The following is a 14,596-nucleotide window of genomic DNA, read 5'->3' as shown; positions in this document are numbered from 1 at the left end:
TCGTCACGACCGGAGGAAATGAATGATTGCCAAGACGACGAGACGCCTCGCACTCGCGGGGTTGCTGGCGCTAGGACTTGCCTCGCCCGCGGCGGCGCAGGGATTTCCAACCAAGCCACTGACATTGATCGTGCCCTTTGCGGCGGGCGGACCGAGCGACGTGATCGCGCGGTTGCTTGCCGACCATATGGGTCGCACGCTCGGCCAGCAGGTGGTGGTCGAGAACATCGCCGGTGCCGGCGGCACGGCCGGCGCCAAGCGCCTCGCCGCATCCGACGCCGACGGCCACACTCTGCTGATCCACCATCTCGCGCTCGCGGCCGCGCCTTCGCTCTACAACAATCTCGGATACGACACGCAGACCGCTTTCGCGCCCGTCGGGCTGGTGAATACCGGGCCCATGGTCGTGGCCGGCAAGCTCGCATTGCCGCCGGTGGACGCCAAGGCGTTCTTCCCCTTCGCCAAGCTGCAGGCCGACAAGCTGACCATCGCCCATGCCGGGATCGGCTCGAACGCCCATCTCTGCGCGGTCCTGCTCTCGCAGGCGCTCGGCGCGAAGTTCACACAGGTTGCCTATCGCGGCACAGGTCCTGCGATGAACGATCTCGTCGCCGGGCAGGTCGACGTGCTCTGCGACCAGTCGACCACCGCGGTGCCGCAGGTCCAGGGCGACAAGGTCCGTGCCTATGCGGTGACCTCGACCGAGCGCCTCGGCGTGCTGCCGAACACGCCGACCGCGCGCGAGGCCGGCACCGATCTGGAGATGACGATCTGGCACGGGCTCTACGCGCCGAAGGCAACTCCGGCAGCGGCGCTCGACAAGCTGAACGGCGCGCTGAAGGCCGCTCTCAAGGACCCCGTCGTCCTGGAGCGCTTCAAATCGGTCGGCACCAGCGCCTTTCCGGAAGCTGAATGGAGCCGCGACGCCCATGCCAAGCGCTTTGGCAGCGAGATCAGCAAATGGGCGACCTCACTCAAGGCCGCCGGCGTGACCCCGCAGAACGTGAACTAGACGCCATCCCCCACGCGCCGCTCGCCAGTACGGGCGGCGCGTGCTACCCGGCCCTGATGTCAGCCAATCTGGTTCCTCTCGAAACCTTCCTGAATCTGCCCGATCACGCGCGGCTGCTCGGCCTCGACCTCGGCACCAAGACGATCGGCCTCGCGCTGTCCGATGTGGAGCGCCAGATCGCAACGCCGCTGGAGACGATCAAGCGGGTCAAATTCGGGCTCGACGCAGCAGCCCTGCTGAAGATCGCCGCGAAATTCGACGTCGCAGGGCTGGTCATCGGCCTGCCGCTCAACATGGATGGCACGGAAGGGCCGCGCGTCCAGTCGACACGGGCCTTCGTCCGCAACCTCGCCCCCCTCACCGCCTTGCCGATCGCATTCTGGGATGAGCGCATGTCGACGCTGGCCGTGACGCGCACCTTGCTCTCGGCGGACGCCTCGAGAGCCAAGCGCGCCGAGGTGGTCGACAAGATGGCTGCGGCCTACATCCTGCAGGGTGCGCTCGATCGCCTGATGCGCATGGAGCCCCCGGACACCGACGAGGCCTGACATGCGAACGCCGCCACGGTTTCCCGCGACGGCGCCTCTATCCTGACATTGCCGGGCKGCGGGTTACGGAATGACGTAGCCGCGCTTGATCGCCTTCTTTTGCGCCTCTCGGTGGTTCTTGATCGCGCGCTTCTGATCCTCGAGGCTCATGCCTGCCATCGGATTGTTGTTGCGCGGCCCGCGATCATAGCCGCCGCCATCATAGGAGCCGCGCCGGTCGTCGTAGCGTGGGCCGCGCCGGTCGTCATAGCGTGGGCCGCGATCGTAGCCGCGGTCATACCCGCGATCAGGGCCACGCCCGTAACGCGGGCCGGGCTCGTAATAAGGATCGCGGTTACTGCCGCCATAGTACTGCGCCGAGGCGGGAGCCGCCCACAGCACTGCCGACGCCGCAAGTCCAAGGCCGACCAGCAGGGCCTTGCTGTAAACGCTCATTCTCGTCCTCCATGACCGCGCACAAAGCCGGTCCGCCTCAAAACTCAAATCCCGGGCCGACGATCAGTTGCCGCCGCGCGCCGGATCGGTGGTTCCGTTACGGGAACCACCATAGGGGCCACGCTCTGAATAATAGTTACCGGGGCCGTAGTACCCGCCATGGTAGCGCGGGCGCTGATAGACAACCACGGGCTCCTCATAGACATAGGCGGGCTGGTAGCCGTAACTCGGCTGATAGTAGCTCGGCTGGTAGCCGTATCCCCCGTAGGCGTAGCCATCATCGTAGTAGTAGGTCCCGGAATAGGCCGGCCGGTTGGCTGCGATGGCAGCCGCGCCGAGAAGACCAACACCAACGGCGCCTGCGATGGCAACGTTACGGTTGCAACAGCCCCAGCCCCGTCCACGATAGTAGCTGTATCCGGCGCCGGCCTTGTCGAGGCGGCTTGCGTCAACGCCGGCGCGGGGCTCGCTGGCCGCCGCCGGCAGGACGAATCCAGCGGCCGAGACCGAGACGGTGGCCAAAGCCACGATGGCGGATTTCCTGAGAGAAGACACGGGTCATATCTCCTGCGATTCACGCGCCTGAACCTGGATCGCATGATCAGGCATCATGCTTGAATGCGGCCTGAACCAATCACGGCGGGATTGCGGCGGATGCAACTCGGACTGCGCGGGACGCGCGCTTGTTCGGGGCCGGCTGTCGTGAGAGGGGTTACGAAACGCCTCCGATGACAGTTTCCCCTCCATCAACGTCAGCTTTGGCAGATTGTTCCGGCCCTCGGATTCGCGCTGCCGGCGCCAAAGGCCGTCGCAGCCAGGTCCCGATATGAATCCGATCATCAACAGCCTGGTGGCGATCTTCCTGGTGCTCGCGACCGGCTGGGCCCTGAAGGCTCGCGGTTTCGTCTCCCCCAGCCACTGGGCCGGGGTCGAACGGCTGACCTATCAGGTGCTGTTCCCGGCAGTCGTCATTCACACCCTGGCCGTCGCGGATCTGAGCCAGTTGCCGGTGCTGGCGATGGGGCTGACCCTGGTCACCGCGATTCTCGGCGTATCGACCGTCCTCCTGATCGTTCGCCCCCTGCTTTCGCGTGTCGGAATCAACGGCCCGGCCTTCACCTCGGTCCTGCAGGGCTCGGTGCGCTGGAACACCTTCGTCGCGCTGGCCCTGGCGGCCGGGCTGCACGGCCGTGAGGGGGCAACGTTGATGGCGATCGCGGTGGCCTCGATGATCCCGCTGCTGAACGTGCTCTGCGTCCTCGTCTTGGCGCGCTTTGCCGTCGGGCGCCCGATGAGCGCGGCAGAGACGGCGCGCTCGATCGCAGTGAATCCCTTCATCTGGTCGTCTGCCGTCGGACTTCTGCTCAACCAGATGCAATGGATGCTGCCCGCGGCCCTCACGACCTATGTCGATATCCTCGGCCGGGCGGCGCTGGGTGTCGGGCTGCTCGTGGTCGGCGCCGGGCTCGAGATCCATCGCTTGAAGCAACCGCGACTAGCCCATGGCCTTGCCATCGGGCTCAAGCTCGTCGTGATGCCGCTCGTCGCCTGGATATTGGCGCGGCAGTTCGGCGTCACCGGCACCGCACTGACGATCACGGTGGTCGCGGCTGCGGTGCCGACGGCTACCGCGGCCTATTTCCTCGCGCGCGACATGGGTGGCGACGCCCCGTTGATGGCCGAGATCACCACGATGCAGACCCTTCTGGCGCTCGTGACATTGCCGGTGGCGGTCCTGCTTCTGGGATGATTCCAGACGCGCGTCAGACCCGCCTGCCGATGCACGCAGAAATTGAATTCGTTATTCCGTTAGGTCATTCTACGCATTGAGATCGCGTCGCTGCACGACCGCAGCGCCGCATCGTTCAAGGGCAAGCTGCCATGACTGCGCGAGGGCCGAGGCCAGGCCGCAAGACCAGAAATCCTCCCCATACGCCATTCGAGGCCGCTTCGTTCTCGACCACTCCCGTGAGCCTGGAGAGCTCCGCCACCCAGCAACTCGGAGTTGCCGAGTACATCGAGAGCATTTGTGTGGAATTGCGCATGATGGCCCGGGCGGCCAAGCTCGAAACGCTGGTCTACTTCCTCGACATGGCCCGGATCGAGGCCACGATCCAGATCGAGAGCCACGGAACGCTCGGCAAGCCATCCGACTGAAGACGTTCTCCGACGGAAGGAAGCCCTCCGACTGACGGCCGATTCCGCGAGGTTTGATGGCCGGGCGGGCCGTCCCGACGCGCTCAGGGCATGACGCGCGAAAGCGCGCCGCCGGGATGGCGCAGAATCGTGCCGTCGAGTTCCAGCTCGATCAGCAGCCGGCCGACATCGCGGGCGGAGCGGCCGCTGGCCCGGATCAGGTCGTCCAGGGAAACGGGAGCTGCTCCAAGCAGGGCCAGGACGCGCGCGCGGATCTCATCGCCTCCCCCTTCTCCTTCCGCTTCGCCTACCGCTTCCGACGGTGGTTCGAGATCGGAGCCGGCGATGGCAGGGGGCAGAACCGTCCTCGGCGCCGGGGAGATTTCCGGCAGATCGAGTTCGTCCCAGAGGTATTCTGATTCCGGATCATAGCCCGCGCGTGGTTGTGCGAGGCCTGTCGGCAGGGCGCCGCCATGGCCCAGCAACGGTGCGAGCGCCTCGATGACATGCGCGGCCTCTGCGCATAGCGTCGCGCCTTCACGGATCAGGTGATTGCCGCCCTCGGCGCGCGGATCGAGCGGCGAGCCCGGTACGGCAAAGACCTGGCGCCCCTGTTCATTGGCGAAGCGGGCGGTGATCAACGACCCAGACTTGCGTGCCGCCTCGACGACGACAGTGCCGAGCGCAAGCCCGGAAACTAGGCGGTTGCGCTGCGGAAAGTCGCGTCCGCGCGGGGCCCACCCCATCGGCATTTCGCTGATCGCCGCTCCCGACATGATCAGTCGCTCGAACAATTGAGCGTTCTGGGGCGGATAGATTTCGTCGAGCCCACCTGCCAGTACGGCGACCGTGCCGGTGCCCAGGCTCGCGCCATGGGCAGCGGTATCGATGCCGCGCGCCAACCCCGACACCACGACGAAACCGGCCTCGCCGAGATCCTGCGCCAGCCTGGCGGTGAATTTGAGGCCGGCCGCCGAGGCGTTACGCGAGCCGACCAACGCGACGCAGGGGCGCAGCAGGACCTCGCCGCGACCAAGCACGAGCAAGAGCGGCGGCGCGGAATCGATCGCCTGCAGCGGCCGCGGATAGTCGGGCTCTCCGAGGGCGATCAGTCGGCCGCCACACCGGCGCAGCGCTTCGATCTCGCGTTCGGCCTCGGCAACGGAGCAAATCCGGATGCTGCGGCCCGAGGTCCGTGCCAGTTCTGGCAGCGCATCGAGCGCAGCCGCGGCACCGCCAAACCGATTCATCAGAGCGCGGAAGGTGCGTGGGCCGATGCTTTCGCTGCGGATGAGCCGGAGCCAGTCGAGACGCTGGCGATCGGTGAGTGCGATGCCAGCCATCCCTGATCAGCCCTTCTGGCCGATCTTGCCCTCGCTGCGGTCCAGCAGCCTGGCAATGTTCTCGCGATGCATGAACCAGAGCAGCACAGTCAGAACGGCCATCAGCACGGCCATGCGCGGCTCGTTCGCCCAGAACCAGAGCAGCAGCGGCGTCAGCAGGCTGGCGAGCAGCGCAGCAAGCGATGAATAGCGGCTGAGATAGGCGACGCTAAGCCAGATTGCCGCGAAGGTCACCGCGATCGGCCATTTCAACCCGATCAGAATGCCGAGATAGGTGGCGACGCCCTTGCCGCCCTTGAAGCGCAGCCAGACCGGGAAGAGATGCCCGAGGAAGGCACCGAGCCCGGCGAGGAGCGCAGCATCCCGGCCGCCGATCAGATAGAGCCCGACGAGCACGGCCGCCGTGCCCTTGAGCATGTCGCCCACCAGGGTCAGCGCCGCCAGCTTCTTGTTGCCGGTGCGCAGGACATTGGTGGCGCCGATATTGCCCGAGCCGATGCTGCGAAGATCAGGTCCGCCGCTGAGGCGCGTCAAAACGACACCGAAAGGGATCGAGCCCAGCAGATAACCGATGGCCACGGCAGCCAGTGCCGAAGACCCGGGCAGGCCCAAACTCATCATCTCAGGCATTCCGCCCCCGCTTCCCCAGGCCATCGCCGCAAGAGCTTAGACTGCGTCCGCCTCGTAGACCACTCGTCCGGCAACGAAGGTTGTGCGTACCAACCCATCGAGCCGCGCCTCGTCGAAGGGCGAATTCTTGGCCCGCGATTTCAGCTTGCGCTTGTCGACGACATAGGGCGCGTCGGGATCGAGCAGGATCAGATCGGCCGGAGCTCCGACCGAGAGGCGCCCGCACGACAATCCAAGCAGAGCGGCCGGGCGCGTCGAAAGCGCCGCCAGCAGTGTCGGCAGATCGGTCTGCCCTGCATGGACCATGCGCAGCGCTGCCGACAGCATCGTCTCGATGCCGAGCGCGCCATTGGCGGCCTCGGCGAAGGGCTGGCGCTTGGTCTCGACATCCTGCGGGTCATGGTCGGAGACGACGACATCGATCACGCCCTCGGCCAGCGCGGCCACCATGGCGAGCCGCTCGTCCTCATGGCGCAGTGGCGGCGAGACCTTGCAGAAGGTGCGGTAGTCGCCGACGTCGTTCTCGTTCAGCGTCAGATTGTTGATCGAGACGCCGCAGGTGATCCGCACGCCATCGGCCTTGGCCCGGCGCACGAGTTCGACGGATTCGGCGCAGGAGATCATCGCGGCGTGGTAGCGCGCGCCGGTCGCCCGCGCCAGGCGGATATCCCGCTCCAGCATGACGGTCTCGGCTTCGATCGGAATGCCCGGCAGGCCCTTGCGGCTGGCGAACTCACCCTCGTTCATCACGCCGGCGCCGCGCAGGTCCGGATCCTCGAGATGGTTCATCAGCAGCGCATCGAAATCGCGGCCGTAGATCATGGCGCGGCGCATGACCTGCGGATTGCGCACGGCCCGGGAGCCATCGGTGAAGGCGACTGCGCCTGCTTCGAGCAGCAGGCCGAACTCGGTGATCTCCCGGCCCTCGATCCCCTTGGTCAGGGCAGCAGCCGGCAGCACGTTGACGACCGCCTTGTCGCGGGCACGGCGCTTGATGAAATCGATAATGGCGGGATCGTCGATCGGCGGATCGGTATCCGGCCTGCAGACGACCGTGGTGACCCCGCCGGCCGCGGCGGCCTGCGAGCCCGTGCCGAGCGTTTCGCGGAACTCCGCTCCCGGTTCACCGAGAAAGGCGCGCAGATCGACCAGCCCTGGCGCGAGGATTAGGCCGCCCGCATCGACCCGCTGCACGCCCTCGCCCGTCGCCGGAGCGGCGCCCCAGGCGATCTCCGCAATCGCACCATCGCGCAGCAGAAGCGCACCCGGCCCCTGCCGGCCCGATGCAGGATCGACCAGTTGGGCGTTGACGATCGCAAGCTCGCGCATTTCGGACATGATCTCGCTCGGTCTCGCCTTCAGTGTTGTGTTCCAACCGGCCGGGGAATGGCTCGGCCGCGCTCAGCCATTGGGCAGATGCTGGGCCAGCGCATCCAGAACCGCCATGCGGACGGCGACCCCCATCTCGACCTGCTCGCGAATCAAGGACTGAGCGCCGTCAGCGACTTCCGAGGAAATCTCGACGCCGCGATTCATCGGGCCGGGATGCATTACGAGCGCGTCCGGGCTGGCCAGCGCGAGCTTGTCGCGGTCAAGGCCGAAATAGCGGAAATACTCCTTCGGCGACGGCACGAAGGCGCCGTGCATGCGCTCGAGCTGGAGACGCAGCATCATCACGATATCAGCCCCTTCCAGTCCCTTCTTCATGTCGGTGAAGACGGAGACGCCCATACGCTCGATGCCAACCGGAAGCAGGGTCGAGGGGGCGATCAGGCGGACCTTTGCGCCAAGCGCATTGAGCAGGATGATGTTGGAGCGGGCGACCCGCGAATGCACGATGTCGCCGCAGATCGCGACGGTCAGCCCGGCGATCCGGCCCTTGTTGCGGCGGATCGTCAGCGCATCGAGCAGGGCCTGGGTCGGGTGTTCATGCGCACCGTCGCCGGCATTGACGACAGAGCAGTCGACCTTGCGGGCGAGCAGGTTGACCGCACCGGCGGCGTGATGGCGCACCACCAGAATATCGGGGCGCATCGCGTTCAGGGTGGCGGCCGTGTCGATCAGCGTCTCGCCCTTCTTCACCGAAGAGGATGCTACCGACATGTTCATCACGTCGGCGCCGAGGCGCTTGCCGGCAAGCTCGAAGGAGGCCTGCGTGCGCGTCGATGGCTCGAAGAAGAGATTGATCTGGGTGCGGCCGCGCAGGGTCGCCGTCTTCTTCTCGACCTGTCGCGAAAGCGCGACATAGTCCTCGGCGCGATCGAGGAGAGCCTCGATATCCAGATGCGACAGGCCCTCGATGCCGAGGAGGTGGCGGTGCGGATAGGTCGGGGCTGGCGATGTCATTTGAAGGTGGTTGTTTAGGCACAGACTCAAGACGGCGCAAGCGGCGAGATGGCCATTGTCCAGCGCTTCGTCCAAGGGCGGGCCGGAGCGACCGCGCGGGGAACGGCCGGAAAGCGACAGTTGATCGCCGCGCCACTGTTGCATTCGCGCAGCAATCCCTATTTGACAGCGCTGTCGTGCTGAACCACTTTCGCGCGCAATTCCGAACCTGACCCCGGGCGCCCAGCGCCAAGCCAGGCCGGACCGGCACGATGCGTGCTGGCCCTGCCCCTTTGTCATGAGACTTTAGCTGCCATGAAGCTCCTCGTCGTCGAGTCGCCGGCCAAGGCCAAGACGATCAACAAGTACCTGGGCTCCGATTACGAGGTCATCGCCTCGTTCGGGCATATTCGCGACTTGCCCGCGAAGGACGGCTCGGTTGATCCCGAAGACGACTTCAAGATGCTCTGGGAAATCGAGGGGCGCGGCGCCAAGCAGGTCGCGGAGATCGCCAAGGCGGCCAAGGGTGCCGAGAAGATCATTCTCGCAACCGACCCGGATCGCGAGGGCGAGGCGATTTCCTGGCACGTGCTGGAAGCGCTGAACCAGAAGCGCGCCATCAAGGGCATTCCGGTCGAGCGCGTCACCTTCAACGCCGTGACCAAGGATGCGGTGCAGAAGGCCCTCGCCAACCCGCGCCAGATCGATCAGGCCTTGGTCGACGCCTATCTGGCGCGCCGCGCGCTGGACTATCTCGTCGGCTTCACCCTGTCTCCGGTGCTCTGGCGCAAGCTGCCCGGTGCCCGCTCGGCCGGGCGCGTCCAGTCGGTGGCCCTGCGCCTCGTCTGCGAGCGCGAACGCGAAATCGAAGCCTTCAGGGCCCGGGAATACTGGTCGCTGGTTGCGACGCTCGCGACAGATACCGGCGCGACCTTCGAGGCTCGCCTGGTCGGAGCCGACGGCAAGAAGATCACCCGGCTCGACATCGGCACCGGGGCGGAGGCCGAAGCATTCAAGGCGGCGCTGGAGACAGCTCTCTTCAACGTGGCGCAGGTCGAGGCCAAGCCGGTCAAGCGCCACCCCTACCCGCCCTTCCAGACTTCGACGCTGCAGCAGGAAGCCTCGCGCAAGCTTGGCATGGCACCCGCCCGCACCATGCAGGTTGCGCAGCGGCTCTATGAAGGCGTCGACATCGGCGGCGAGACCGTCGGTCTCATCACCTATATGCGAACCGATGGCGTCGACATGGACGGCAGTGCCATCACGGCTGCCCGCAGCGTCATCGGCAAGGAGTTCGGTGCGGCCTATGTGCCGAGCGCGCCCCGCAAATACACGGTCAAGGCCAAGAACGCGCAGGAAGCCCACGAGGCCATCCGCCCGACCGATCTCGGCCGGCTGCCAGCGATGGTCGTGCGCCATCTCGAGCCCGAACAGGCCAAACTCTACGAGTTGATCTGGAAGCGCACCATCGCGAGCCAGATGGAATCGGCCTCGCTGGAGCGCACGACGGTGGACGTCGCCGCCAAGGTCGGTTCGCGTCATCTGGAGCTGCGTGCCACCGGTCAGGTCGTGCTCTTCGACGGCTTCCTGACGCTCTATCAGGAGAGCCGCGACGACGAAGAGGATGAGGACAGCAAGAAGCTGCCGCCGATGAAGGCGGGTGACGGGCTGGAAAAGCGCGCCATCGCCGCCGATCAGCACTTCACCGAGCCGCCGCCGCGCTTCTCCGAGGCGAGCCTGGTCAAGCGCATGGAAGAGCTCGGCATCGGCCGACCCTCGACCTATGCCGCGACGCTGGCCACGCTGCGCGACCGCGAATATGTCCGCATCGAGAAGAAGCGGCTGGTGCCCGAGGACAAGGGCATGCTGGTCACCGCTTTCCTCGAGAGCTTCTTCGGACGCTATGTCGAGTTCGACTTCACGGCCAGCCTGGAAGAGAAGCTCGACCGTGTCTCAAATGCCGAGATCGACTGGAAGGCGCTGCTGCGCGAGTTCTGGGAAGAGTTTACCCAGGCCATCGCCGGCACCAAGGACCTGCGCGTCACCGAGGTGCTGGAAGCGCTGAACGGTGTGCTGGGAGAACATATCTTCCCAGCGCGCGGCGATGGCGGCGATCCGCGCACCTGCCCGACCTGCGGCACCGGTCAGCTCTCGCTGAAGCTTGGCAAGTTCGGCGCTTTCGTCGGCTGCTCGAACTACCCGGAATGCCGCTACACCCGGCCGCTGACCGTTCCGGCCAATGACGGCGAGGCCACGGCCGAGGGTGGCCAGGGCGCGCCCGGCGTGCGGGTCCTTGGCAAGGATCCGGTCACGGATCAGGATGTGACGCTGCGTGACGGTCGTTTCGGCCCCTATGTCCAGCTCGGCGAGGGCGAGAAACCGAAGCGCCAGAGCTTGCCCAAGGGCATGAGCGCGGCTGCCGTCGATCTCGACAAGGCGCTGGCATTGCTTGCGCTGCCCAAGGAAGTCGCGAAGCATCCGGAGAGCGGCGAGCCGATCCTGGTCGGCATCGGTCGCTACGGCCCCTACGTCCAGCACGGCAAGACCTACGCCAATATCGACAAGGACGACGATGTCCTCGCGCTCGGCGGCAACCGCGCCATCGACCTTATCGTCGCCAAGGAKAGCGGTGCGGGCGGAGGACGGTTCGGTCGTGGAGCGGCGGTGCCAGGACGGGAGGTCGGCGAGCATCCTGCTGGCGGCAAGCTCGTCGTGCGCGCCGGCAAATACGGCCCCTATGTCAACTGGGGCAAGGTCAACGCGACCCTGCCCAAGGCGATGACGCAGGAGAGCCTGACGCTCGAACAGGCGGTCGAACTCGTCAACGCCAAGGCCGAAGCCGGAGGCGCGAAGGGCGGAGCGAAGGCAGCCGCCAAGACGAAGCGTCCAAGCGCGGCGAAGGCGCCAGCCAAAGCGCCGGCAAAGAAGGCTGCCGGCAAGACGGCCGCCAAGGCTGCGCCGAAGTCGAAGGCCAAGACCAAGGCCGACGCCGAGGGCTGACCCTCGGCGTGCTCTCGCTTCAGGGAAGAGGCTGGCCAAGCTTATCGCGGCGAGGCTTCAGCCCGGCTCAATCTTCGCGCCCTATGGACATGCTCCCATAGGGCCAGCGCTGTTCTTGATGCCGATAGGCTTCCCCCTGCTCCAGGAAAAGCGGCCAGCCTGGGTCGGCGCAATGCAGCGACCGATTGGATTCGTTGCGCAGTGGAGGAAAAGCGGCCTCGGACGCGGGCCGCGAAGTCCGGCCTACATGCTGGCTACGACGACCAGGCGTTTGACCTCACCCCTGAGATAGGCCTGCAGGAACTTGTCGTAGTCCCTGAACGAAACGCATCCGTTCGAATCCCCTCGCGGTCCGAGGAGGTAGGTATGCGCCAACAGGCCGGCGCGTCCGTGGATGGCGCCGCTGCCGCCGACCGGGTGGAGCCGTATAGCCCGCACACCGTGGAAAAGAGCCTCGCGCTCCTTCAGATCGTAGACATGCGGCGGCGTGACACCCTGCATCCTCACATGCGCGAAGCGTGGGTCGTCCATCTTGTCGCCGAGCCCAGAATGCGCCTCGAGCCGGTCGCCATTTGGCATGTACACCATGCGCGCCGAGATATCGTAGATGGCCGTCGCCTGGGCCGAGACGCCCGCCGAAGCCGGCAAGGTCGGGCTGAGCTTTCTGCCGCGGCTCCTGTCGACGACGTCGTCCTCCGGCGCTGCATAGGCGAGAGCCGGCCCCGACGAGCGCTGCACCCCAAAGATCTTCTCGAAGAACGAGCGGTTATCTGCTGCCGTCGGCGCGGGCGGGACGGCGGCGGTCCGTGTCCGCCGGGTGGTCTGGCGCTCGACTACGCGCGGAGCCTCCGGATCGGCGGGAAGGCGAAGCTCGGACGGGCGCGGCACCGGAAGCGGCGTAATCTGAGCGAGCTTGGGCGCGTCCTGCGGCTGCGGCACCGGCGCAACGATCTCCGGTTCGACGGCCGGAGCCGGCAGCTCGACGGGGTCGGCAGGGGGCGCCGCGGCGGATTGGAAGCCGGCGGCCAGGGGAGAGCTTTCGCCAAGGGTGAGAGGAGCCGGCCCCAGCGAATAGTCGGGATCAAGGAGCGGATCGTAGCGTCGGCTGGAAGCGACCAAGATCGGTTCCAGCATGGGGGCAAGCTCACGCACGGCAGAGACGATCGGCTGACCGTCCTTCTGTGCCCAGAAGCCGGCTGCCGCGCTCAGACCCAGGGTCGCGACGACGAAGGCAATTCGGGAGAAACGGATCCTGTGTCGGCGATTGCGCGCACGAGGGGCGAGGCCAGCAGTCGGACCGGACGAAAAACTCATGCGTCGTACTCTCGGGATACTCTGGTACTCTTCCCGCCTCCGACGCGCGCCAACACCCACCCCGCTCACGCAGACTCATCACGATGAGCCGCAAGCGGGTCGGCTTGCTGTCCCGATCTTCAGTGCTGGGAAACCCTAACTGTGTTCGATCTTGATTAAGCGCGCGCTTGGTTAATCATGAATGAAGCTGAATCATGTTTTTCAAAGTGCGACCCTTTGGCGCGTCCGACGCTCAGCCCCCTCGGCAAGCACTGCGGCAGGCCCCGTATCTAACGACGGTGAGGGAAGCTGTGGCGTTGCGTGGCTCGCTCCGTCCGGCTTGAGTTTCACGAGGCGTTAACCCTGCCCCGATACGCATTCAGCACCACCGTCCCTTCCAAAATAGTAGCCGTAACTGTCGATGCGTAAGTTGAAACTCTATCCGCAACGTATCGACGGAAACGACGATCATTGCCCGACATCCATGCCCGGCAGCTCTGACGAGAGGGCCGCGAGGCAGGTCCCTCACGGTCTGCGCGCTCAGCTGCCCGTTTCCGCGGTCATCACTCCCGTGCACCGAGCGCCGGACCCTGACGCGGCGCCCAGTCGTGTGCGCTACACAAGGACGCCGGACCATCTCCTGCGGAAGGTGTGGGGTGGGCTGGAGGCTACGACGACACCCATGGTGGACGTCGACGCGGTCGTTGAGGCCAAGGTCGAGATCGATCCATGCGATGCGATCCCGCCTGCGGACGAAGACCATGTGAGTTTCGAAGAAGCCACGCCGGAAGTAGCCGCACGGGAAGTCATGGAGATCGTTCCCGCTGAGAGCGAGGCGGATGGCGCACTCGAGCTCTACGCGAATATCTCGGACCATGCGTTCTGGGATCTTGGGTCGATCTCTGCCGAAGGCATGTCCAGCCCCGCGCCTGAGGCGCCGTGGGAGGAGCCAGCGACGCCTCTGCACCGGGACTATGCCGAAGACGCTCCATCCTCAGTCGAGAGCGGGGACGCTGATGCGGTCCTTGCTCTTCCGGTTAGCGACCTAGCACTGAACGTCATTCCCAGTTCCGCTCCGGCCTTGAGCTGGTCGCAAACCTATACGGTCAACCTCCAACTCGGAGGCGCTGCATGGTCCAAGAGCGACATCGCGCCCGGTGTGCAGGCGTCCGGCGAAAGCCGCTCGCATGCCGAGCCCCGCGTGGCGCAAGCCGTTCTGCCTGCAGCCAAGCTGGAAAGCGAGCCTGAGCCAACCCGGAATGGCGAGGCCGACGAACCTGCCGGTGTCGATCGTCAGGCAAGACGACGCAAGGCGCTGCCTGCGCCCGCACCCCTCATGCAGACGGGCGTCTTCGAGCTGCCGCCGCTGAGCTATCTTGCCGAGCCGAAGACGCAGCCCGAGGCGGCGGTCTCGACCGAGACCCTGCAGCAGAATGCGGGATTGCTCGAAGGGGTGCTCGAGGATTTCAACATACGCGGCGAGATCGTCCAGGCCTGTCCCGGCCCGGTCGTGACGCTGTACGAGCTTGAGCCGGCGCCGGGCATCAAGTCGTCGCGGGTGATCTCGCTGGCCGACGACATCGCCCGCTCGATGAGCGCGATCTCGGCGCGTGTCGCCGTCGTCCAGGGCAAGAACGCGATCGGCATCGAACTGCCCAATGCCAAGCGCGAGACCGTCTTCCTGCGCGAGCTGCTCGCCAGCCAGGATTTCGAATCGACCAAGCACAAGCTGGCGCTTTGCCTCGGCAAGACCATCGGCGGCGAGCCGGTGATCGCCGATCTTGCCCGCATGCCGCATCTGCTCGTCGCCGGCACCACCGGCTCGGGCAAGTCGGTCGCGATCAACACCATGATCCTGTCGATCCTCTACCGGC

13 protein-coding genes are annotated in these 14,596 nt (G+C 66.0%); 6 read left to right on the top strand and 7 right to left on the bottom strand.

Going from position 1 to position 14,596, the window contains the following annotated elements; translation table 11 throughout:
* The first annotated feature begins 22 nt into the window (after positions 1–22).
* Both AC1DIO_RS27985 and ruvX read left to right on the top strand, forming a co-directional pair.
* Positions 23–1,012 carry a tripartite tricarboxylate transporter substrate-binding protein gene (locus AC1DIO_RS27985; RefSeq protein ID WP_441491576.1) on the top strand — a complete coding sequence of 330 codons (990 nt, stop codon included), beginning with the start codon at positions 23–25 and terminating at the stop codon, positions 1,010–1,012.
* Between the two features lie 56 nt (positions 1,013–1,068).
* Positions 1,069–1,560, top strand: a complete 492-nt coding sequence (gene ruvX, locus AC1DIO_RS27980) for a Holliday junction resolvase RuvX (RefSeq protein ID WP_441491575.1) — start codon at positions 1,069–1,071, stop codon at positions 1,558–1,560.
* 63 nt (positions 1,561–1,623) lie between these two features.
* On the opposite strand, the gene AC1DIO_RS27975 is transcribed toward ruvX, so the two are convergent.
* Complete coding sequence (locus AC1DIO_RS27975) at positions 1,624–1,995, bottom strand: hypothetical protein (RefSeq protein ID WP_441491574.1); 372 nt, start codon at positions 1,993–1,995, stop codon at positions 1,624–1,626.
* Positions 1,996–2,058: 63 nt separating this feature from the next.
* Entirely contained in the window at positions 2,059–2,550 is a 492-nt protein-coding gene (locus tag AC1DIO_RS27970; protein WP_441507626.1) for a hypothetical protein, read from the bottom strand.
* Positions 2,551–2,821: 271 nt separating this feature from the next.
* On the opposite strand from AC1DIO_RS27970, the gene AC1DIO_RS27965 reads away from it, so the two are divergent.
* Together AC1DIO_RS27965 and AC1DIO_RS27960 are read left to right on the top strand one after the other, a co-directional pair.
* Positions 2,822–3,745, top strand: coding sequence for an AEC family transporter (locus AC1DIO_RS27965; protein ID WP_441507625.1), 924 nt, complete (start codon positions 2,822–2,824; stop codon positions 3,743–3,745).
* Between the two features lie 218 nt (positions 3,746–3,963).
* Positions 3,964–4,152 carry a hypothetical protein gene (locus tag AC1DIO_RS27960; protein WP_441507624.1) on the top strand — a complete coding sequence of 63 codons (189 nt, stop codon included), beginning with the start codon at positions 3,964–3,966 and terminating at the stop codon, positions 4,150–4,152.
* Between the two features lie 83 nt (positions 4,153–4,235).
* On the opposite strand, the gene dprA is transcribed toward AC1DIO_RS27960, so the two are convergent.
* The 4 genes from dprA to AC1DIO_RS27940 form a co-directional block, all read right to left on the bottom strand.
* On the bottom strand, positions 4,236–5,465 hold the full coding sequence (gene dprA, locus AC1DIO_RS27955) for a DNA-processing protein DprA (protein WP_441507670.1): 1,230 nt from the start codon (positions 5,463–5,465) through the stop codon (positions 4,236–4,238).
* Between the two features lie 15 nt (positions 5,466–5,480).
* Complete coding sequence (gene plsY, locus AC1DIO_RS27950; RefSeq protein ID WP_441507669.1) at positions 5,481–6,092, bottom strand: glycerol-3-phosphate 1-O-acyltransferase PlsY; 612 nt, start codon at positions 6,090–6,092, stop codon at positions 5,481–5,483.
* A gap of 48 nt (positions 6,093–6,140) precedes the next feature.
* Complete coding sequence (gene pyrC, locus AC1DIO_RS27945; protein ID WP_441507668.1) at positions 6,141–7,433, bottom strand: dihydroorotase; 1,293 nt, start codon at positions 7,431–7,433, stop codon at positions 6,141–6,143.
* 72 nt (positions 7,434–7,505) lie between these two features.
* Positions 7,506–8,450, bottom strand: coding sequence for an aspartate carbamoyltransferase catalytic subunit (locus tag AC1DIO_RS27940; RefSeq protein ID WP_069880943.1), 945 nt, complete (start codon positions 8,448–8,450; stop codon positions 7,506–7,508).
* Positions 8,451–8,744: 294 nt separating this feature from the next.
* Between AC1DIO_RS27940 and topA the strand changes: the two genes are divergently transcribed.
* Positions 8,745–11,429, top strand: a complete 2,685-nt coding sequence (gene topA, locus AC1DIO_RS27935; RefSeq protein WP_476854403.1) for a type I DNA topoisomerase — start codon at positions 8,745–8,747, stop codon at positions 11,427–11,429.
* A 243-nt stretch (positions 11,430–11,672) separates the two neighbouring features.
* Here the strand turns inward: topA and AC1DIO_RS27930 are convergent, their stop codons facing one another.
* The gene (locus AC1DIO_RS27930; protein WP_441507622.1) at positions 11,673–12,743 is read right to left on the bottom strand and encodes a DUF2778 domain-containing protein; all 1,071 of its coding nucleotides are present in this window, start codon (positions 12,741–12,743) and stop codon (positions 11,673–11,675) included.
* A 661-nt stretch (positions 12,744–13,404) separates the two neighbouring features.
* Between AC1DIO_RS27930 and AC1DIO_RS27925 the strand changes: the two genes are divergently transcribed.
* On the top strand, positions 13,405–14,596 hold a 1,192-nt coding region (locus tag AC1DIO_RS27925), incomplete at its 3' end, for a DNA translocase FtsK (RefSeq protein ID WP_476854402.1).

The sequence above is a fragment of the Allobosea sp. 05T439 genome (assembly GCF_056396005.1).
Note: the sequence above shows the minus strand (reverse complement) of the source record. Positions and strands in the feature narration are given on the sequence as shown.